This is a genomic window from Nocardia acididurans (genome assembly GCF_016741815.1).
GTDB classification, from domain to species: Bacteria; Actinomycetota; Actinomycetes; order Mycobacteriales; family Mycobacteriaceae; genus Nocardia; species Nocardia acididurans.
The window spans coordinates 228,887-247,671 of the sequence record NZ_JAERRJ010000003.1 but is presented as its reverse complement, the minus strand read 5'-3'; the positions used below and the strand labels follow the sequence as shown (position 1 = coordinate 247,671).

Annotated in this window: 19 protein-coding genes and 1 tRNA gene; 9 read left to right on the top strand and 11 right to left on the bottom strand. The window is 66.2% G+C overall.

What is annotated here, in order from left to right; genetic code table 11:
• The first annotated feature begins 1 nt into the window (after nucleotide 1).
• From JK358_RS09235 to JK358_RS09225, 3 genes are all read left to right on the top strand, one after another.
• The gene (locus JK358_RS09235; protein WP_201945528.1) at nucleotides 2-766 is read left to right on the top strand and encodes an ABC transporter permease; all 765 of its coding nucleotides are present in this window, start codon (nucleotides 2-4) and stop codon (nucleotides 764-766) included.
• 412 nt (nucleotides 767-1,178) lie between these two features.
• Nucleotides 1,179-2,264: a sensor histidine kinase gene (locus JK358_RS09230; protein WP_307817449.1), complete on the top strand. Its 1,086-nt coding sequence runs from the start codon at nucleotides 1,179-1,181 to the stop codon at nucleotides 2,262-2,264.
• Nucleotides 2,261-2,893 (top strand): response regulator transcription factor, encoded by a 633-nt coding sequence (locus JK358_RS09225; protein WP_201945522.1) that lies wholly within the window; start codon nucleotides 2,261-2,263, stop codon nucleotides 2,891-2,893. Before JK358_RS09230 ends, JK358_RS09225 begins: the two co-directional genes overlap by 4 nt.
• Nucleotides 2,894-3,139: 246 nt before the next feature.
• Here the strand turns inward: JK358_RS09225 and JK358_RS09220 are convergent, their stop codons facing one another.
• On the bottom strand, nucleotides 3,140-5,146 hold the full coding sequence (locus JK358_RS09220) for a TPM domain-containing protein (RefSeq protein ID WP_201945520.1): 2,007 nt from the start codon (nucleotides 5,144-5,146) through the stop codon (nucleotides 3,140-3,142).
• Nucleotides 5,147-5,209: 63 nt separating this feature from the next.
• Between JK358_RS09220 and JK358_RS09215 the strand changes: the two genes are divergently transcribed.
• From JK358_RS09215 to JK358_RS09200, 4 genes are read left to right on the top strand one after another with little or no spacing between them, the layout of a single operon-like run.
• Entirely contained in the window at nucleotides 5,210-5,905 is a 696-nt protein-coding gene (locus tag JK358_RS09215) for an MBL fold metallo-hydrolase (protein ID WP_201945512.1), read from the top strand.
• 26 nt (nucleotides 5,906-5,931) lie between these two features.
• Entirely contained in the window at nucleotides 5,932-6,609 is a 678-nt protein-coding gene (locus JK358_RS09210; protein WP_201946250.1) for a YdcF family protein, read from the top strand.
• A 4-nt stretch (nucleotides 6,610-6,613) separates the two neighbouring features.
• On the top strand, nucleotides 6,614-7,882 hold the full coding sequence (locus JK358_RS09205) for a deoxyguanosinetriphosphate triphosphohydrolase (protein ID WP_201945510.1): 1,269 nt from the start codon (nucleotides 6,614-6,616) through the stop codon (nucleotides 7,880-7,882).
• A 16-nt stretch (nucleotides 7,883-7,898) separates the two neighbouring features.
• On the top strand, nucleotides 7,899-8,606 hold the full coding sequence (locus JK358_RS09200; protein WP_201945508.1) for a 2OG-Fe(II) oxygenase family protein: 708 nt from the start codon (nucleotides 7,899-7,901) through the stop codon (nucleotides 8,604-8,606).
• Between the two features lie 9 nt (nucleotides 8,607-8,615).
• Here JK358_RS09200 and JK358_RS09195 read toward each other — a convergent pair whose 3' ends face one another.
• From JK358_RS09195 to JK358_RS09185, 3 genes are read right to left on the bottom strand one after another with little or no spacing between them, the layout of a single operon-like run.
• On the bottom strand, nucleotides 8,616-9,296 hold the full coding sequence (locus tag JK358_RS09195; protein WP_201945506.1) for an energy-coupling factor ABC transporter ATP-binding protein: 681 nt from the start codon (nucleotides 9,294-9,296) through the stop codon (nucleotides 8,616-8,618).
• Complete coding sequence (locus JK358_RS09190) at nucleotides 9,293-9,841, bottom strand: biotin transporter BioY (protein ID WP_201945504.1); 549 nt, start codon at nucleotides 9,839-9,841, stop codon at nucleotides 9,293-9,295. Before JK358_RS09190 ends, JK358_RS09195 begins: the two co-directional genes overlap by 4 nt.
• A gap of 53 nt (nucleotides 9,842-9,894) precedes the next feature.
• Entirely contained in the window at nucleotides 9,895-10,485 is a 591-nt protein-coding gene (locus tag JK358_RS09185; protein ID WP_201945502.1) for an energy-coupling factor transporter transmembrane component T family protein, read from the bottom strand.
• Between the two features lie 97 nt (nucleotides 10,486-10,582).
• On the opposite strand from JK358_RS09185, the gene dnaG reads away from it, so the two are divergent.
• Complete coding sequence (dnaG, locus tag JK358_RS09180) at nucleotides 10,583-12,517, top strand: DNA primase (RefSeq protein WP_201945500.1); 1,935 nt, start codon at nucleotides 10,583-10,585, stop codon at nucleotides 12,515-12,517.
• A 118-nt stretch (nucleotides 12,518-12,635) separates the two neighbouring features.
• Here the strand turns inward: dnaG and JK358_RS09175 are convergent, their stop codons facing one another.
• A complete protein-coding gene (locus JK358_RS09175) occupies nucleotides 12,636-12,884 on the bottom strand; it encodes a hypothetical protein (RefSeq protein ID WP_201945492.1) in 249 nt (82 codons plus the stop codon).
• Between the two features lie 183 nt (nucleotides 12,885-13,067).
• Between JK358_RS09175 and JK358_RS09170 the strand changes: the two genes are divergently transcribed.
• A tRNA-Asn gene (locus JK358_RS09170) sits at nucleotides 13,068-13,140 on the top strand.
• Nucleotides 13,141-13,734: 594 nt separating this feature from the next.
• Here the strand turns inward: JK358_RS09170 and JK358_RS09165 are convergent.
• The 6 genes from JK358_RS09165 to JK358_RS09140 form a co-directional block, all read right to left on the bottom strand.
• Entirely contained in the window at nucleotides 13,735-14,313 is a 579-nt protein-coding gene (locus JK358_RS09165) for a hypothetical protein (RefSeq protein WP_201945490.1), read from the bottom strand.
• Nucleotides 14,310-16,223, bottom strand: a complete 1,914-nt coding sequence (locus tag JK358_RS09160) for a TPR repeat domain-containing protein (RefSeq protein WP_201945488.1) — start codon at nucleotides 16,221-16,223, stop codon at nucleotides 14,310-14,312. The genes JK358_RS09165 and JK358_RS09160 overlap by 4 nt, the downstream gene beginning before the upstream one ends.
• Nucleotides 16,224-16,232: 9 nt before the next feature.
• On the bottom strand, nucleotides 16,233-16,688 hold the full coding sequence (locus JK358_RS09155; protein ID WP_201945486.1) for a hypothetical protein: 456 nt from the start codon (nucleotides 16,686-16,688) through the stop codon (nucleotides 16,233-16,235).
• A 4-nt stretch (nucleotides 16,689-16,692) separates the two neighbouring features.
• Nucleotides 16,693-16,992 carry a hypothetical protein gene (locus JK358_RS09150; protein ID WP_201945485.1) on the bottom strand — a complete coding sequence of 100 codons (300 nt, stop codon included), beginning with the start codon at nucleotides 16,990-16,992 and terminating at the stop codon, nucleotides 16,693-16,695.
• 244 nt (nucleotides 16,993-17,236) lie between these two features.
• Nucleotides 17,237-17,602, bottom strand: coding sequence for a YbaB/EbfC family nucleoid-associated protein (locus JK358_RS09145; protein ID WP_269811774.1), 366 nt, complete (start codon nucleotides 17,600-17,602; stop codon nucleotides 17,237-17,239).
• Between the two features lie 98 nt (nucleotides 17,603-17,700).
• On the bottom strand, nucleotides 17,701-18,645 hold the full coding sequence (locus JK358_RS09140) for a hypothetical protein (RefSeq protein ID WP_201945476.1): 945 nt from the start codon (nucleotides 18,643-18,645) through the stop codon (nucleotides 17,701-17,703).
• Nucleotides 18,646-18,785 lie beyond the last annotated feature (140 nt).

Below are 18,785 nucleotides of genomic sequence, written 5' to 3'. Positions count from 1 at the left end.
TATGACCACCCTCGTCTCCCGCCCTGTCATCGGCGGCTTCCGCCCCGCTTTCCTCCTCCTGGAGCTGCGGCGCATGCTGCGCAACAAGCGCACCCTGATCTTCACCCTGGTCCTGCCGCCGCTGTTCTTCGTCATCTTCGGAACGCAGGGCGACTACCGCACCCAGTCGATCGGCACCGGCAATGTCACCGGCTACATCATGGTCTCCATGGCCGTCTACGGCGCGATGCTCGCCACCACCAGCGGCGGGGCCATGGTGGCGGTGGAACGCGCCCTCGGCTGGAGCCGCCAGCTCCGCCTCACCCCACTGCGCCCACCGGTCTACATCGCCGTCAAGATGGCGGTCGCGATGACCTTCGGATTGCTCTCCGTCACAGTGGTTTTCGCGGTCGGCGCAGGCGTCGGCGCGGATCTGCCCCCTGCGGCCTGGGCGGCCTGCTTCCTCATCGCCTGGCTCGGCTCCCTGGTGTTCGCCGCCTTCGGCCTGTTCATGGGCTATCTCCTGCCCTCGGAGAACGTCATGCAGCTCCTCGGCCCGGCCCTGGCCCTGCTCTCCTTCGCGGGTGGTCTCTTCGTACCCCTGCACGGCTGGTTCGAGACCGTCTCGAAGGTGTTCCCCACCAACGGAATAGCGATCCTGGCCCGCGCACCCTTCGCTGATCCGTCCCTCGCCTCGGTGCTGCTCGCGGTCCTCAACGTGGCCACCTGGGCAACGATCTTCACCCTCGGCTCGATAGTCCTGTTCCGCCGTGACACCGCCCGCTGACCACCCGGTCCCGCCGCCCGCATCAGCGGGCGGCGGACGCCGTTGCGGTACCGTCCGGAGGCCGACACGATGGCGCTCGAGCACCACCGGGCCGAGATGGGAGGGCAGCGTGGCATCGCGGCTGACAGCGAGATGGCTGTACCGCGCGAAGGGATTGCCTTCGCGTGGCATCAGCGGAGGTCGCGACTGCGTGCCTGAAGGTCCGAACGGAGCTTTGGAAGATCAGGAAGGAACTTTCAGAGGTCCGGGTGGAATCCTGAATGCTCCGGGTGGGATGGCCGGTGAAGGCGAGCGTCGGCGAGGTGGTCCGTTCGGCTCGCTGGGAAGTCGATTCGGCCTTCCATCTCATCCGAATGGACTGCGAGATGGTCCGGGCGGAACGCGGCGCAGCTGGATCGGTGGATTGCTGGCGGTGCTGTGGCTGATCTTCCTGGTCGGACCGCTGCGGGATCGCTGGGCGGCGGGGGATCATCTGGTCGCCGCGGTGTCGGCGGCCGGACTGCTGATTTTCGCGGTGCTGGTGGTGACGGTTTTCGCCCTGTTCCGGCAGCCGGACTGGGATGACGCGGAAGAACCGGTGCCGGCGGGCCGGGCAGCCTGGGTCCTGCTGGCGGCACTCGCCGCACTATGTCTCGGCCTGACGCTGCTGCTCGGCGGCACGGCCCTGCCGGCCGCGATCTATGTGGGCGTGGCAGCGATCTTCATGCTGCCGAGCCGCCAATCCGCCGTCATCGCCGTGCTGACGGGCGCGGCCATGCTCGCCCTCCCGCTGCTCCTGCCCACCCTGCTCCCCGGCTGGATGGAGGACGGCGTCCCCCTGTACCTGGCCCTCGTCCCGCCCGCCGTCTGGGTGGGCCGCGAACTCGGCATGCGCGGCCGCAGACTCCGCACCCTGGCCCGCCGCCAGCAGGCCGAGATCGCCATCATCGAAGAACGCAACCGGGTGGCCCGGGACGTGCACGACATCCTCGGCCACTCGCTGACCGTCATCACCGTGAAAACCCAACTGGCGCAACGTCTCATCGATATCGACCCGGAACGCGCCAAAGCCGAACTCGCCGATATGGAACGCCTGGCCCGCGAAGCCCTCGCCGGAGTCCGCACCACCGTCGGCGGCCTGCGCGAGGTCACCCTCCCTGGCGAACTAGCCAATGCCCGCACCGCCCTGGCCGCCGCCGAGATCCGCGCCGACCTCCCCGACCCCGGCACGCAACCCACCGACCACAGCGTCCTGTTCGGCTGGGTCCTGCGCGAGGCCGTCACCAATATCGTCCGGCACAGCCGAGCCACCCGCTGCACGGTCCGAATCACCACCGGCGCAATAGAAATCGAAGACAACGGCATCGGCCTGCCCGCCGACGCCCCCACCGGCACCGGCCTGTCCGGCCTGCACGAACGAGTCGCGGCCGCCGGCGGCACCCTCACCCTCGCCAACCGCCCCGAAGGCGGACTACGAGTCCTGGCAAGCTTCCCCCCGACCCCCGCGGCGACGCGATGACCCCACCAGGCAACGGAGACAAGGTGATCAAGCTACTACTGGCCGACGACCAGGCCCTGGTGCGCGGCGCCCTGGCCGCCCTCCTCAGCCTGGAACCCGACCTCGAGGTGGTAGCCGAGGTCGGCCGAGGCGACGAAATCCTCGCCGCGGTGGAACGCACCACCCCCGACGTGGCCCTGCTGGACGTCGAAATGCCCGGCCTGGACGGCATAGCGGCCGCCGCCCAACTTCACGCCGCCCACCCCGAAGTCCGCATCCTCATGGTCACCACCTTCGGCCGCCCCGGCTACCTCCGCCGCGCAATAGACTCCGGTGCAAGCGGTTTCGTAGTCAAGGACACCCCCGCCCGGGAACTCGCCGACGCCGTCCGCCGAGTCCACATGGGCCTGCGAGTAGTGGACCCCGCCCTCGCCACCGAAACCCTCACCACCGGAACCTCCCCCCTCACCGCCCGCGAACGCGAAGTCCTCGCCGCAGCGGTGAACGGCGCGACGGCAGGCGCGATAGCCAAGCAACTCCACCTCTCCGAAGGCACAGTCCGCAACCACCTTTCGTCCGCCATCGGCAAAACCGGCACCAAAACCCGAGCCGAAGCAGTCCGCACCGCCGAACGCCTCGGCTGGCTCTAGACTCCGCGCCTACTGAACTCCCACGCGTGGTGCCTGCCGGAATGACGAAGGCGGCGGCGCAATCACGGGTTGAAGGTCAGTAGGTGCCTTCCTGCCCGAAGGCGGGAAGGTCATCAACGCCTCGGCCGCTGGCGCAGATCGGTATGCGCCCCTTGAACACCTGCGTAGATGTGACACTTCTCCACTCGCGTAGAGGTGGCGTGGGGGCGGCGGGGCCGTCGGCCGAGCGCCTGGTGCGGATGGCTGTCAGAACCTGCCGCCGCGGCTGATGCGGCGGGAGCCGTCGGAGCCGCCGAAGGAGCCGGGGCCGTAGCTACCGCCGCCTCCACCGCCGAATCCGCCTCCGCCGCCGCGGTATCCGCCGCCCATGCCGCGCAGCATGCCGTCGATGAGGATGCCGCCGAGGATGGCGCCGGTTTGAGAGTTCGAGCCGGAGTTCGAGGACTGCATGGTCTGCCACTGCTGCACGCTGGCCTGGGCGGTGTGCAGGGCTCGGGTGCCGAGTTCGGTGGCGCGCTGGGCGAGGGTCAGGGCCTGGGCCGGGTCGGTGGTCGAGAGTTGTTGGGCCTGTTCGAGGTTGCGCTGGGCTTCGGCCAGGCGGGTGCGGGGTTCGGCGTCGACGCCGCCGCGGCGGGTGCTGATGAAGTCGGAGGCGGCGTTGATCTGGCTGCGGGCGGCGGTGAGGGCCTGGTCGAGGCGGCGGCGGAGTTCGTCGGCGGCCTGTTTGCGGTCGGTCGCGGCGGCGATGGCCTTGTCGAGGGCGGTGTCGGCGGCGACGGCCTGCTGGAAGGTGCCCAGCGGGTTGGATTCTCCGGAGGTGACCGCCGTGTCGAGGGCGGTGCGTGCGGATGCTGTGGCGGTGGCGAGGTCGGGGCCGCCGTGCTCGGTGAGGGTCTGCGCGGTGGCGAGGTCGCGGCGCAACTCCTCGATCATGCCGGGCAGTCCGGCGCGAGCCTGGTCGATGTCGGTGGCGGCGGTGCCGACAGCATCGAGGAGGGTGCGCGCCGCCTGCACGGCGGATTCCGCCGCGCGGATGGCGGCGACGGCGGCGCCCTGCTGGCCGACAGGGCGCGCGACGGCGGTTCGGCCGTCGTCGATACTGCGTTCCGCGAAGGTGATTCGCTCCTTCGCCATGGCGACGTTGTCCCGGACGGGCGCGATCACCGAGGCGGGCTGGGCGCTCACCAACTGTGCGAGCGTAGATTCCGACTCCGGCATCCGGGCGGTGAGATCCACGATGTCGCGGGTGAGTGCGTCGAGTCGCTCCCCGGCATTGATGAGCAGATTGCGCATGGAGTCGAATTCGGTTACCCGGGTATCGAGTTCGCGATCGGCGCGCCCGCAGGTACCGATCAGATCCACCAGCATGGCCCGCTGCTGCTCCGGCGTCTCCGGAATCTCGTCGTCGAGCTGCTGCCGAATCGAGAACGCCTTCGCCAGAGCGGTTTTCGCGGCCTCCAGCGCGGCCGTGAAGGGCGCTGTCGCGGTCGCCCCGAATTCGTCGGTGGCCAACCGCAATTCCTCGGTGCTCGTGCGAATCGCGTTGTCGGCGTCGACCAGAATCTCCTTGGAGCGGGCGTCGAGCGCATGCAGCGGCAGGGCCTGCAGCGCCCGCGCGTCGGTGGGATCCACCGTGCGCGCCGCCTCGACCTCGGCCCGCGAGCGCTTGCCGCGCCGCCCCTTCGACCACAGCACCAGCGCGACCACCGCCAGCACCACGACCAGTGCGATGATCAGAATCGTCAGGAAGCTCACCCCGCCCGACGACCCACTCATGGCCTCCGACAACCCGTTTGCCGTCGCCACCCCGGCCCCGGCCCAGTCCCCGGAGCGCAGCCTCGGCTCCACCGTGTCGGCGAGCAGCGCGTCGAGCTCCTTGTCGCTGACCCCGTCGGGCAGATCACCGGTGAACGCGTACGCGCGATCGCCCACCGCGACCGACAGCAGCACATCCCGATCCTGGAATCCGGACAGCTGCGCGGTGCGCTCACCCCACGCCTGCGCGTCCAGCCCGGCGAAGTCCCGCACGTACACGACCCACAGCCGGGTCCGATCCTTCGCGTACAGCGCGTCGATCGCCGCCTGCACCTCCGCGGTCTGACCGCCGCGTAGCGCGTTCGCCTCGTCGGTGATGTAGCTCGGCAGCCGCAGCGGCTGTTCGGCCGTCGCGGGCGCGCCCAACAGCGTGAGCGTGACCAGGAAGCCGGTCATGATCAGCGAAAGCGGCTTCGACAGCGGCATCCTGGGCGGCATGCTCAGAATCTATCCGCCCGTGGGGGTGCGAGGAGTTTCTTCCCGACACCCGTGTCGGCGGCGATGGCTACGATCGATGACGTGATCACGATCGATTCCCCGTACACGGGTCATGTCGCTCCCGGCGCCAACCCCCAGCAGGTGGAGGTCCCGGGCGCCCGCATCGTGAAAATGTCCGTCGGCCAGATGGACAACAACACCTACCTGGTGCAGTGCGCGAATACCGGCGCGGCCCTGCTCATCGACGCCGCCAACGAGGCCGAGCGCATTATCGAGCTGCTCGGCCAGGAGGCCCCCGGCAGAGTCGAACTGCTGGTCACCACCCATCGACATCCCGATCACTGGTGGGCCCTGCAGGATGTTCTCTCGGCCGTCGAAACCACCACCGCCGCCCACGAACTCGACGCCGAAGCCCTACCCGTCCCACCCGACCGCCTACTCGCCGACGGCGACAAGCTGCGCATCGGCGACCTCGAACTCGAGGCCATCCACCTGCGCGGCCACACCCCCGGCTCGGTCGCGCTGGCGCTGACCGACGGCTCCGGCCGCACCCACCTCTTCACCGGTGACTCCTTGTTCCCCGGCGGAGTGGGCAAAACCGGTGGCGACGAGGAATTCACCACCCTGCTCGGCGACGTCGAGTCCAAACTGTTCGGCCGCTACCCCGACGACACCGTCGTCTATCCCGGCCACGGCGACGACACCACCCTCGGCGCCGAACGCCCGAACCTGCCCGAGTGGCGGCGACGAGGTTGGTGAAACTCCGGTCCCGCGACCCCGAACCCATCTGGTTGACTCGGGAGATCGACGACGACGAACCCCGCGGCGGCTGCGTCGCGGGCACCCTGCGCTGGACGCGCCGGATCATTGCCGGCGCGCTGGTGCTGGGCGTCCTCCTGGTGGCGGGCACGGCCGTGCGTGTCTGGCAGGTGGCCCGCATCGACGACTGGTCCCAGGCGGACGCCATCGTCGTCCTGGGCGCCGCACAGTACGACGGCGTCCCCTCCTCGGTGTTCGAGGCGCGGCTGGCCCAGGGCTACAAGCTGTTCAAGAACAATGTGGCCCCGCTGATTGTCACCGTGGGCGGCAAGCAGGTGGGCGATAATTACACCGAGGCGGCCTCGGGCAAGAACTACCTGAAATCCCGTGGCGTGCCCGGAGATCGGATCCTCGCGGTGGAAACCGGTTCCGACACACTGCAGAGTGTCGAGGCAGTCTCCAAAGCCCTGCTGGCGCGCGGCAAAACGAAGGTGGTGCTGGTGAGCGATCCATGGCACTCCCTGCGCACCCGCACCATGGCCCGCGACGCCGGCCTCGACGCCTGGACGGCCCCCACCCGCACCGGCCCCGCCGTCTACACCCGGGAGTCGCAGGCGCACGGCATCTTCCGCGAGACCTTCGCCCTGCTCTGGTATCAGCTCACCCACTATTCGGCCGATTTCAAGTACACCGCGGATCAGTGAACCCATGGACGCGCGCATCGACTACGACCGGGTCTACAACGACCACGACCGGGAGCGGCCCGCGCCCGAATCCGGGCATACCGCCGGGCTGAGCTGGTCGCCGACCCCGGCCCGCCGCAGCGAATTCGCCAGGGACAGAGCCCGCGTCCTGCATTCGGCCGCACTGCGCCGCCTCGCCGACAAAACCCAGGTCATGGGCCCGCGCGACGGCGACACCCCGCGCACTCGGCTCACCCATTCGCTGGAGGTCGCCCAGATCGGCCGCAGTATCGCCGACGGCCTGGGCTGCGATCCGGACCTGGTCGACCTGGCCGGGCTCGCACACGATATCGGCCATCCGCCCTACGGCCACAACGGTGAGAAGGCCCTCGACCAATTCGCCGACGCCCACGGCGGTTTCGAGGGCAATGCCCAGAACCTGCGCATCCTCACCCGCCTGGAACCCAAGGTCTTCGACGAGCACGGCCACAGCTTCGGCCTGAACCTGACCCGCGCCGCCCTGGACGCCGTCGTCAAATACCCGTGGGGCCGAACCGGTTCCGGCTCCAAATTCGGCGCCTACGACGTGGATATGGAACGCCTGGCCTGGGTCCGCAAAGGCGCGCCCGAACGCCGCCAATGCCTGGAATCCCAGATCATGGACTGGGCCGACGACGTCGCCTACTCGGTGCACGATGTCGAGGACGGCGTCATCGCCGGCCGCATCGACCTGCGCGCCCTGGCCGATCCGGTGGAGCAGTCCGCCCTGGCCGAACTCGGTGCGGCCCAGAACCGTTCGCTGTCCACCGACGAACTCTGCGCCGCCGCGCAACGCCTCTCCGAACTACCCGTGGTGGTGGCCGCCGCCGACTACGACGGCACCCTGCCCGCCTCGGTCGCGCTGAAACGCCTGACCAGCGACCTGGTCGGCCGCTTCGCCACCGCCGCCGTGGAGGCCACCCGCGCCGCCTGGGGCGGCCGCCAACTGGCCCGCTACGCCGCCGATCTGGAGGTCCCGCGCATCGTGGCCGCCGAGGTGGCGGTGCTCAAGACCATGGCATTGCGCTATGTGCTGTCCGACCCGATACATCAGGTGCGCCAGGCCGGGCAGCGGGAACGCATTCTGCTGGTGGCCCACCGCCTGCTCGAAGCCGCCCCGCGTGGCCTCGACCGGATGCTGGCTCCCAGCTGGGAGACCGCTGCCGACGATTCGGCTCGCGTGCGGGTGGTGGTCGATCAGATCGCCTCCTACACCGAGAGCCGTCTCGAACGGGTCGCCGCGGCGATTCCCTGAGATCGAGAGGTGGGCGATGGGGGCCGGGTTCGACAGTTATGTCGATATCGATCGATACCCGCTGGATCGCCGCGATGTCACCGCATTACGCGAGGTGATCACGCTGGCCCAGAACGATTTCGCCGAGACCGGGCTGGCCGTGCTGCCGGAATTCCTGCGCCCGGACGGCATCACCGAGATGGCGGCCTCACTGCTGGTCGGCAGCGGGGACGAGGTGATCGAGCAGCGCCCGTTCTCGGCCGAGCGGGTGGTCGCGCATGATCGGATTCCGGAATCCTGGCCGCTGAAGCAGCTGTACCGCTGGGAACCGCTGCTGGACTTCATCTCCCGGGTGGTGGGGGAGCTGGTGTACCGGTCGGCCGATGAGCTCGGCGCGACCACGGTGCACATCCGGCATGCCGGGGACGGCCTGCACTGGCAGTTCGGGCTGTCGGATTACACGGCCATCCTGCACATCGTCGCGCCGGAGCAGGGCGGAATCTTCGAATACATGCCGGTGCCACGGGATTTCCCGGAGCGTTCCGACAGGTATCGGCGCAGTGTGCGGTTGCTGCCGACGGTGCCCGGTTCGCTGGTGCTGCATGCCGGGCGGCTGTCCCGGCACCGCGTGACGGCGGTGCACGGGCTGATTCCGCGGATCAGCGTGGAGATGGCGTTCAATGCGAAGCCGGGGCATCGGCTCAACGACCATCAGCGGCGGACGTATTTCGGGCGCACCGAATAGCGTGGCGGCTCAGGATGCCTCGTGCATGGCCAGGTAGTGGGCGATGCTGTCGCGCGCGGAACCGTCCGCGACCACCCGGCCGCTGTCGATGACGAGCACCCGGTCGAAGTCGGTGAGCAGATCCAGATCGTGCGAAATGACCACGATCTGCTGTGGCAGGTCGTGCAGCAGCCGGGTGATGCGGCGCTTGTTGCGCAGATCCAACAGCGTGGTCGGTTCGTCGAAGATCAGATAATCGGGCCGCACCGCCAGCACCGCGGCAATGGCGAGCAACTGCTTCTGCCCACCGCTGAGCAGGTGCGCCGGATGATCGCGGAAGTCGTTCAGCCCGAATTCGGTGAGCACCTCGGTGACCCGCTCGGCCGCCTCGGTCTTGCCGAGCCCGTGGTGCTTGAGTCCGAAGGCCACATCCTCGGCCACGGTCGGCATGACGATCTGCACATCCGGGTCCTGGAACACGAACCCGACCTTCTTGCGAACGGCCTTGCCCTGCTTGCGGGTATCGAGACCGTCCACGGTGACCGTGCCCGCCGTGGGCACCTGCAACCCGTTGAGCAGCCGCGCGAAGGTGGACTTGCCCGAACCGTTCGCGCCGATCACGGCGATCCGGTCCTCGGTGAGCGTGAGGTCGATGTCTTCGAGCACCTGCCGCTCGCCGAACCGGTGCGAGACCGCGTCGAGTTCGATCATGCGCGCGCGGGAATCAGCGGATAGGCCTTGCGGACCGCGACCGCGGCGAGGGAACCGATCACGACCTTGATGATGTCACCGGGCAGGAAGGCCACCGACGTGGTGATCGCCTTGCCGAGCGGAATATTCGCCGCGGCCGCCATCCACGGCACGCCGATGGCGTAGAGGACCAGCGCGCCGCCCAGGAAGTTGATCGCGATGGCGATGGGCAGGTTGTAGTGCTTCCACAGACGTTCGGTGAGCAGGCCGATCACCAATGCGCCGATCGGATAGGCGAGCACGAAGCCACCGGTCGGCCCCATGATCACCGCGAGCCCGCCGCGCCCACCCGGCAGCACCGGCAGACCGACGAATACCAGCACATCGAACAGCAGAATCGCCAGCGCACCCCGCTTCGCGCCGAGAATGGATCCGGCGAGGATCACACCCAGCGTCTGCGAGGTGAACGGCGCGAACGCGCCCGGCAACTGGATGAGCGGGAAAAACCCGAGGACCACCATAATTGCCGCGAACAGCGCGATCTGCGCCAAATCCCTACTACGCACGCAGGGCATCCTAAGGGCACCCTCAGTTGCGCTTGCCGGGAGTGTGCCGGGGATCAGTCCAGACCACGCGCGTCCAGGGCTTCGCCGACGCCGTCGGCCATGCGCAGGGTGCGGATCAGCAGCGGGATCAGGAAGACCGTGCTGCGCTCGATCCCGCGTGCCCGTTGCGCGGATCTGACCAGCTCGGCCTGCTCTTTGATCACCGGAATGAACCGAATTGTCATGGCCACCAGCAGGCCGACCCGTTCGGGTCGCACACCGAGCGGTTTCAGTGGGCGCAGCGCCTGCTCGATGGTGTCGATCATGGCGGTGGTGCGCGTGGTCAAGGTCACCAGATTGGCCAGCAGCACCAGCGTGAGAATGCGCTCCCCGACGAGCACCGCGCTCACCCATCCGGTGAACAGCCACTGCGCGCCCATGATCAGCGCGAGAAACGGCGCGAGCCCCAGGACCGACCGCCCGGTCATCCGCCACGGAATCTCCGCCACCGCGTACAGCCCGAGCACCACCGCGAGCGCGACCGCCAGCCACAGCATCGACGGCACGAAGAACAGCGCGGTCCCGGTGATCGCCAGCACCAGCAGCTTCACCCCGGCGGGCACGGTATGCACCGGCGTCCGGGCGTCGTGGTAGAGGCTGAGCACCGGTAGATCCTGGCATGGGGGCGCCGGCGCACTCGGTCCGGTGTCCAGCCGTGCGTCCGGGTCGAACCTGTCGGTGGGCCGCCGCTAGACTCGCTGCGTGGCCGGCCGACTTCCTGACCGCGATATCGCGGCGATTCGTGAACGTGTTCGGATCGAGGATGTGGTTGGTGAGTATGTCGCGTTGAAGCGCGCCGGCGCCGACTCGCTGAAGGGCCTGTGCCCCTTCCACGACGAGAAGTCGCCGTCCTTCCATGTGCGGCCCAATCACGGCCACTTCCACTGTTTCGGTTGCGGTGAGGGCGGTGACGTCTTCGCCTTCCTGCAGAAGATCGACCACATCGGGTTCGTCGAGGCGGTCGAGCAGATGGCCGACCGCATCGGCTACAAGATCAACTACGAGGGCGGCGGCACCTCGGTCCAGCGTGATCGCGGCACCCGCGCCCGCCTGGTGGCCGCGAATGCCGCGGCCCACGAGTTCTATATCGGGCAGCTCGGTCAGCCTGAAGCCGAAATGGCCCGAAAGTATCTGACCGACCGTAACTTCGATCACAACGCCGCCCATCAGTTCGGCTGCGGCTACGCCCCCGCAGGCTGGGACACCCTCACAAAACACCTGCTGCGCAAGGGTTTCGACTTCAAGGAGCTCGAAGCGGCGGGCCTGTCGAAGCAGGGCCGCCAGGGCCCCATCGACCGCTTCCACCGCCGCCTGCTGTGGCCCATCCGCAACCTCAGCAGCGAGGTGATCGGCTTCGGCGCCCGCCGCCTCTTCGACGACGACCAGATGACCGCCAAGTACATCAACACCTCGGAAACGGTGCTGTACAAGAAGTCTCAGGTCCTCTTCGGCCTCGACCTCGCCAAACGCGATATCGCCAAAGGCCATCAGGCCGTGGTCGTCGAGGGCTACACCGACGTCATGGCCATGCACCTGTCCGGCGTGAAAACCGCTGTGGCGTCCTGCGGTACGGCCTTCGGCGAGGAACACCTCGCGATCCTGCGCCGCCTCCTCATGGACGACAACTTCTGGCGCGGCGAGATCATCTACACCTTCGACGGTGACGAAGCAGGCCAGGCCGCGGCCCTGAAAGCCTTCAGCGGCGACCAAAAGCTCGCGGGCCAAACATATATCGCCATCGCCCCCGACGGCCTCGACCCGTGCGAACTCCGCCAGCGCAACGGCGACGGCGCCGTCCGCGACCTGGTTGCCCGCCGAGTCCCGCTGTACCAGTTCGTCATCCAGGGCATCGTCGACAAATACGAAGACCCCGTCACCAAGGACATGACCCCCGAGCAGCAACTCCAAGCGCTGCGCGAAGCCGTCCCGGTGGTAGCCCAGATCAAGGACTACGCCCTGCGCAAGGCCTACGCCACCAAACTGGCCGGCTGGGTCGGCTGGGACGACATCCCCCTGGTGGTCCGCCGCGTAGGCGAGGAAGCCCGCAAACAAGCCAAGAACGGCGGCCCGGCGTCCTCCCGTTCGGCGACGCCGGAACGCGAACCCGCCCAATCGAACACCCCCCAACCGGTCGCCCCACCTCGCCCCAACGACCCGGTCCTGCTCCCACAGCGCCAAACCCTCGCCGCGGCCCTCCAATACCCCGCCTACGCGGGCCCGGTCTTCGACTCCCTCGAACCCGAAGCCTTCACCCACCCCGTCTACGTAGACCTGCGCGCCGCCATAGCCGAAGCAGGCGGCACCGCAGCAGGTTTGGGCGGCGCCGAATGGGTGACAGCGGTAGCCGACAACACCGAAGACCTCACCATGCGAGCCCTCGTCTCCGAACTGGCCGCCGAACCCCTGCCCGTCAAATCCGCCAGCGACATCCCCCGCTTCGTCACCGGCGTCCTCGCCCGCACCCAGGAAGCCTGGGTAGGCCGCCAGGTAGCCCAACTGAAGTCCAAACTCCAGCGCATCTCCTCCACGGAAAAGCCAGAGGAGTACATGAACCTCTTCGGCGACCTGGTAGCCCTCGAGCAATACCGCAAAAGCCTGATAGCCCAAGCCATGGGCACCTCAGACGACTTCCGCTGACCCCCAACGCTTTCGGCCGCCCACCCCAGTGAACGGCCGAACGCACACACCCGCCCGCCCCGATCCCGCAGGCGGCCGAAGGCTCGCCACTCTCATCCGAGAGCAGCCGAGCCACCCGTCACTTGATCCGCAACTGATCCTGCGGCACCAAAATCGTGGTCCGCTCATCCAACGGCACCAGCGGTTCCAACTTGGGCTGAGTGCTCAACTTGTCCGCCAGCTTCTGCCGCCCCACCGACACCACCTTCTTGGTGACCGGGCTCTGGCTGATCGCGCGGGTCGTCTTACTGATCTGCTCATACCGAGCCCGCCCGGCCTTGGCGCCCAGCACATACCCGGCCGCCACACCGATGATCAACCGCAGCATCTCGAGAAGCTCCTCCCATAGGGCCAGTCCGCCCCCACATCCTGCCCGACACCCCACCCCCCTGTCACCCCGCCCCACCGCCCGCCCCTCCACAATGTCCCCAGGTAGAGCCGCGATTTGGGAAGTGAACAACCGATACGCTAAAGTTCTTCTCGGCCGCCTGAGAGGGCGACCGAGACACAATCCCCTATAGCTCAATTGGCAGAGCAGCCGACTGTTAATCGGCAGGTTTCTGGTTCGAGTCCAGATGGGGGAGCAGAAATTGGCCCCTGACCAGGTGGAACTGGTCAGGGGCCAATTTGTTTCATCCGTAGATTGAACCATTTCCAAGAAAACACCAAGAATTCGGCGTGCCAACGTTCGTCAGCAGGTCGCCACGTACTTCGTGCAGTGCCTTACCTTGAACATCCGGCAGTGTCGGGTCGTCGTGCAGCTGCTTCATCATCTGTATGGCGGGCTCGGGTAGGGCGATGATTCGCTATAGGGCATCGGATCTCGTCCACTTCTGATGGAGAGGCCCCCTTCTCGTTGAGCCTGACGGACGGCCGCTGGGACAGTGAACGTTACTGGCTCCGTGGCGAAGTCGAACTGAGCCCGTGATTCAGCTAACGCCCCTTCGGGCGTACCTCGGAGACAAGGACCAGCTCGGCCACATCGAGTAGGAGCCAATCCTGTGTCAGGCTTGGGGTATACACGGAGCTCTGGAATCTCCTTCCCCGCCAGCCACTCCCGAAGCTCGGCACGCCGAGCTGCTGCAGGGGGAGGTGACAACCACTGTGACCAGATCCTGCAGCAGGTCGTGAGCTGCTCGAGGGACGTGGGTGTCAAGCATGCCCCGGCTATTCCGCCGTCAATCGCTCACAGAATCTGTCGCGTTGATGAGGGCGTCGGCGGCCTTCCCGACCTGCTCGTCAGTCATGACCAGCGGACCGCCGACAGCCCCTTCGAACTCGAGGTGTCCCCGCCATGCTCCGATCTGGGTGATGAGGTCGACTGTGCCTTTTGTCTGAATCGATCGCGTGATGGCGCGGCTGTCGCGAATCCAGACGTCGACGGCGTGGCCCGGTAGGGGCGTGTACTTATTGCTTTCGAACCACTGCGGATCATCGGCTATCTTCGCCCCGTCCTTGAGCCGCGTGATCCATGCGCCACCGTGTATAGGACTCGTCCTGCTCGAAATACTGCAGATTTCGGTGGTCGTGGAGTCGTCGATGGGCTCGTCCTCCTCGACCCCGACGAGCTTGGCGTCCTTGATGTCGAGGTCGTTGCGGAAGAGTTCGAGTAGCGGATTGCAGAAGTCGCCGAGGGTGTGCGCGGGCGGTGGTTCCGGCTGCTTGTCCTCCCCGCAGCCAGCGGTAATGCCGATCAGCAGGGAGACAGCGAGTAGAAACGGCGCTCTGCCAGCCGGGCGCAATATGCGTGTTGTCATTTTGTCACCGCTGTCCTGCCGTTGTTGACGTTGATTGCCATGTCTTGCAGAGGTTCTCGCAGGATCCCGCCTTGATAGGAGTAGAGGATGTTTTGAAGTTTGCCGTGTAGCCCGGCCTGGTCGCCGGCTGAACGTGCCGCGTCCTCATAGCTTTTCAGGTTGCCGTTGGAATCGAAGAGGGCATCGTAGCGGGGGTCGTGAGCAAGAGTGCCGTCATGGCCCTGTAGCGCTTGGGCGATCTGGTACAGCTGGCGAGCTGAGGTGGAATCGTGGCTGGTGTCGAAGGGCTTGTCCGGTGTCGAAGGTACGTCGTAGGAATACCCGACGATGTTCGCTTTGGCGTAGCTGTTCGATGCGTCGATCATCGGACCGAAGATGTCTTTCGCGACGGGAATGTACTTCACACCGGTACCGATCGCGGTCTTGAACGAGTCGTAGGCGCTGCCCTTGTCGACGAACCCGTTGATCGCCTTGCCGATTTCGGTGTCCTTCTGCGCGGCGATCTCGATATCGAGCCCCTTGTCCACCAGTCCGAACAGGGTGCCGGAGCGGGTCGCGAGATCGGTCTCCGGATTGGTGGGATCGGCAAGTACCGATTCGAGCCACAAAGTATTCAACTGTTGCGCGGTCAGCAATGCCTGGGCGTTGAATTCCCTTGCCGCTTCGACATTCGTGTCGATCACCGCGAAAATATTCTGAGCGGCGGGTCGACCAGGTGCGTCGAGCTGCGTCGACTCTGCGTCATCCGGCGCGTCGAAACCCCGGGTCTCCAGGTACTCATCTGGAACACCGACGAGCTCGGGAATGTACGGACTCAGTGCAGAACCGATGCCTTTGACGATCTCCGGGTTGATCTCGCCGAGCGAGGGCGACCGGCCGCCGTCGAGGTGAAGCAGGTCTGACCCGTTCGCCCCGACGTACTTGGCCAACGTAGTAGCGGCCTCGCCCGCGCGGGTAGCGATGTGTACGTCGGCAGAGGTGGCATCAGTCCCGATCCACGACAGCATCTGTTTCACTTGCGCGCCATCGTCAGGCCAATGGTGTTGGGTGAACGCGTCGAGGATCTGCTCTTTGCTGATGTCGCTGTGGAGGTTGGTGCCGGTCAGGATGTCGTGTACGGCGATCCTGTCCTCGCCGCCGACCGCGATCATCGACTGCAGCAGCCCTTCGGCTGACCCGAGACGGTAGTCGACGCCGATGGCGACGTTGGGACTGCTCGGATCCAGCTGCGGCGCTATCTCCGCCGCCTGCACCAGCAGCGCCTTGTTGATGTCGCTGCCTGGCGCGGACCCACCGTCGGCTTGGGCCATCAACTGCGTGACCTGTAGTAGATCCTGGGCTCCGAGGTTGGCGTACGGCCTGCCCTGGTGGACTTCGTAGCCCTTGGTCAGTGTGTTCCGCAGATCGGTGGGCAGTTGAGTGAGTCCGCCTTGGGGGTGGAAGTTGCTGCCGAACAATGGATCTGGGCCAGCGGAACGCACGTTCGGGTTGGCCAGGGTGTTCAACTGGTTGACGACAGTGGATGCGGCGGTGGTGTCGCCTGCGGTGGTGAGCCGGTCGGTCATCGACGTCAGTCCGTCGAGGTCGGCGGTGTTGTAGAAGGCATGGAGGTAGTTCCACTGTGCTTCGGTCAGCTCGACCTGCTTGCCCGCGTTTATGGCCTCGACGTCGGCTGTGGTGATGCCCGCTGCCGCCAACCGGGTCGTGATCCGTTGGAGGTCGGCGTCGGTGGCCTTGCCATTGGCAACCAGCTGTCCGTCGTCGATGCCTTGCTGTTTCGCGATGCCCGGGTCGGTCAGCGAGCCGGGCACCGCACCCTGCGCTGCCTCGGGTAGTCGGGCGAACGCATTCGTTACGCCGTCGGTGACGCCTTGCGCGGCGACTCCCGCGGCGTGCAGCGCGCCTTTCAACGTAGTCGTTTACTGGTCGGCTTGGTGCTGCAGTGCTGCGAGTTTGACGGTCGCGCTGTCTTTGTCCTTGTCCGACAGGGCATTTGCCGTCTGCGACAGTGACAGGGTCACGGTGCCGTCTTCGCCCCAGAGGTAGCCCTCGGCGGTGAGTGTGGTCAGCGTCTGTTTCACGGTCTGCTGAGCGAATCGCATTCCGGGCGAGCCGATGGTGATGGCTGTGCTGGCCGCCTCGAGGGATCCGACGGTTTGATAGCCCTGGTCGCGGACGGTCAAGCCCTTGTCACGCATCCCGTTGCCGAACTTGCCTACCAGGTAATCTGCCGAGTTCCCGACCGCGGTGTAAAACCCATCGACCTCGGTCTTCAAGGTGGCGGCCTGCTGCTTCCACGTGGATGCCTGAGTGTCGAGGGTATCGAGCTGCCAGCCGCTCACCTGGGACACGGTCGGGATCATTGCTTCAGCCATCGACTCAGTTCCCTTGCGGGAGCTGGCCTGCGTTGTGCTGATCCAACGCAATTACTGTGTTCAGACCTGTATTGGTGGTGGTGGCCATCGTCCTAGCGCCCTGGACCACAGCCTCGATCGCGGTGGCCGCCGACTGTGCTAATGCCGAACATGCCGCGCCGACTCCGGTTCCGTCGACAGCGGTCGCCACGGCTGCGGCCTGCTGATCCACATCAATCGTCTTGAGTGTGTCCGCGCTGGTATTCAGCGTCGTAATCAAGCCACGTACGCGGTCGATATCCACATATAGGAAATCATCGCTCACTACAGGTCCCCCCTCGACAGGTCAGCGCCGATCTTGGCTGCCGCTGAACACTGTACTTGACCAGGCGGGAATGACTTTCTAACCGACTTGGAAGTGACCGGACATGTGCGTCCCACTGTCCTCGACAATGTCGCGATGACGCCGAGTTCCGGTTGTCCGATACGCGACGTCCTGGTTCGGCACAACCTTCATATGAAATCCGATGGGTCGGCGATAGGAATCTGCGCGTCTACGGCTGGCGTCGTCAGTGGAGCCAGCTCGACTTTCCGTGCCCGTGATCGTCCTCATCCTCGTCCCATTGCTCGGGCTGCGGCTGAGCGGCCGGAGTAGGCAGTGCCCGCTCGGGCGCGTCTCCGATCTGCTCGACTACTTTCGTGATCCGCGGATCTCCTTGCACCTCACGCACAAGATTCTCGACCTGCGCCTGCGCTTGCTCCCGGGCGCGGTTGATCAGGTCGGCGATCAGAGAGCCGAGTTGACTGCTGCCGGCAACTATCTTGTCCTCGATGACGATGGATCGGACATGGCCGTTTGCGTGGACGTCTACATATACGCCGTCGGCTCGCAGCGCTGTTCGCTCATTGCTCAGCGCCTCGGCCAACCGGTCCAACTTCGTGGCCAGCGACTAAGTCTGCCGAAGCGAATCAGGTTGCGGCGTGATCACTCGGACCCTCCTCCTAGTGACGGTGTTCGCGCCGACTTTACGGACTAAGTCGTGGGTCGCGGCAGTGGTGTCGCTTCAAGATGAGGAAGCGGAGTTACGCCACCGGTCAGATTTGCCTGTTCAGGGGCACGATCTGTTCCGCCCATTGGACTAACCATTTCCAGGTGACGCGATGTAGTGCCGTTCCGGAACGTGCACTGCGTCACGTCCTTGTACCGCGTGCCACAGGCGGCCCGCCATGTCCGATTGAAGTTGTGGGGATCGCGAAGCACCCCACCGCGGCCAGGAAAGACAAGCGCGACCTTGTTCTCTTCCTCGACCACGTCGCCGCCCACCTCGCGCAGCGCCTTCACCTTGCACATCCGGCCGTACGTCGGGTCGTCGCGTAGCCGCTTCAGCATCTGAATGGTGAACGGGGGCAACGCGACAATTCGGTACCCGGCATCGATTTCGTCCACTCCTGCCGACAGATCCCCTTCCCGTTCAACCTGACAACAGTCGCCGAGACGGTGAATGTCGCTGGCTCCGCGGCGAAGTCGAACTGACCCCAGGATGCGGCCAGCGCTTCTCCGGGGCGCGCGCCGGAGCCGAGAACCAGGTAGGCCACATCGAGCACGAGCGGTCAGAATGACCTTGTGCAGCCGGGCCTTCGATTTCAGTCCGGCGGTGACGATCGACTGGATGTGTTCATCGAGACGACCTGTATCCGCTTCCCGCACACGAAGATTCCCCAGAGCGGGACGCAGCTTATGGCGCAGATCATATCCCGGCGGCCAGATCAGGAGGAGGGCATGGTCTGCGTGGCTGCTGGTTCGTTCGGAGTTCTCGGGGAGGCCATCAATTCGGTGCCACACATCCGGTAGGCCTGTGGTGCTGGGGAACGAGATGTTCATCGACTTGTTGGGTGGCTCCGAATCGTATGCGGTGATTGATAATCCAGCGGTGGCGAGCTGTGCGGCCCAGTAGCCGCGGCCCGCGCCGAGTTCCACTGGGGGATCGACCGCCGGTCAGGTAGTGGACCATGCGTAGGTCGAAGGCGGCCTCTGCTTGCAGGTCTCCGGTTCCCGGGAGCATCGCCGCTGTCGTCAGGTAGTCGGCCACCTTCGGATACAGGGCTTGCAGCCGCCTT

Bases quoted from the DNA above. Each gene is read 5' to 3' on its own strand.
- JK358_RS09200 (WP_201945508.1), top strand. From the start codon at position 7,899: ATGGGGGCCGGGTTCGACAGTTATGTCGATATCGATCGATACCCGCTG.
- JK358_RS09165 (WP_201945490.1), bottom strand. From the start codon at position 14,313: ATGACAACACGCATATTGCGCCCGGCTGGCAGAGCGCCGTTTCTACTC.
- JK358_RS09225 (WP_201945522.1), top strand. From the start codon at position 2,261: ATGACCCCACCAGGCAACGGAGACAAGGTGATCAAGCTACTACTGGCC.
- JK358_RS09155 (WP_201945486.1), bottom strand. From the start codon at position 16,688: ATGGCTGAAGCAATGATCCCGACCGTGTCCCAGGTGAGCGGCTGGCAG.
- JK358_RS09215 (WP_201945512.1), top strand. From the start codon at position 5,210: ATGGCTACGATCGATGACGTGATCACGATCGATTCCCCGTACACGGGT.
- JK358_RS09175 (WP_201945492.1), bottom strand. From the start codon at position 12,884: ATGCTGCGGTTGATCATCGGTGTGGCGGCCGGGTATGTGCTGGGCGCC.
- JK358_RS09205 (WP_201945510.1), top strand. From the start codon at position 6,614: ATGGACGCGCGCATCGACTACGACCGGGTCTACAACGACCACGACCGG.
- JK358_RS09220 (WP_201945520.1), bottom strand. From the start codon at position 5,146: ATGCCGCCCAGGATGCCGCTGTCGAAGCCGCTTTCGCTGATCATGACC.
- JK358_RS09235 (WP_201945528.1), top strand. From the start codon at position 2: ATGACCACCCTCGTCTCCCGCCCTGTCATCGGCGGCTTCCGCCCCGCT.
- JK358_RS09195 (WP_201945506.1), bottom strand. From the start codon at position 9,296: ATGATCGAACTCGACGCGGTCTCGCACCGGTTCGGCGAGCGGCAGGTG.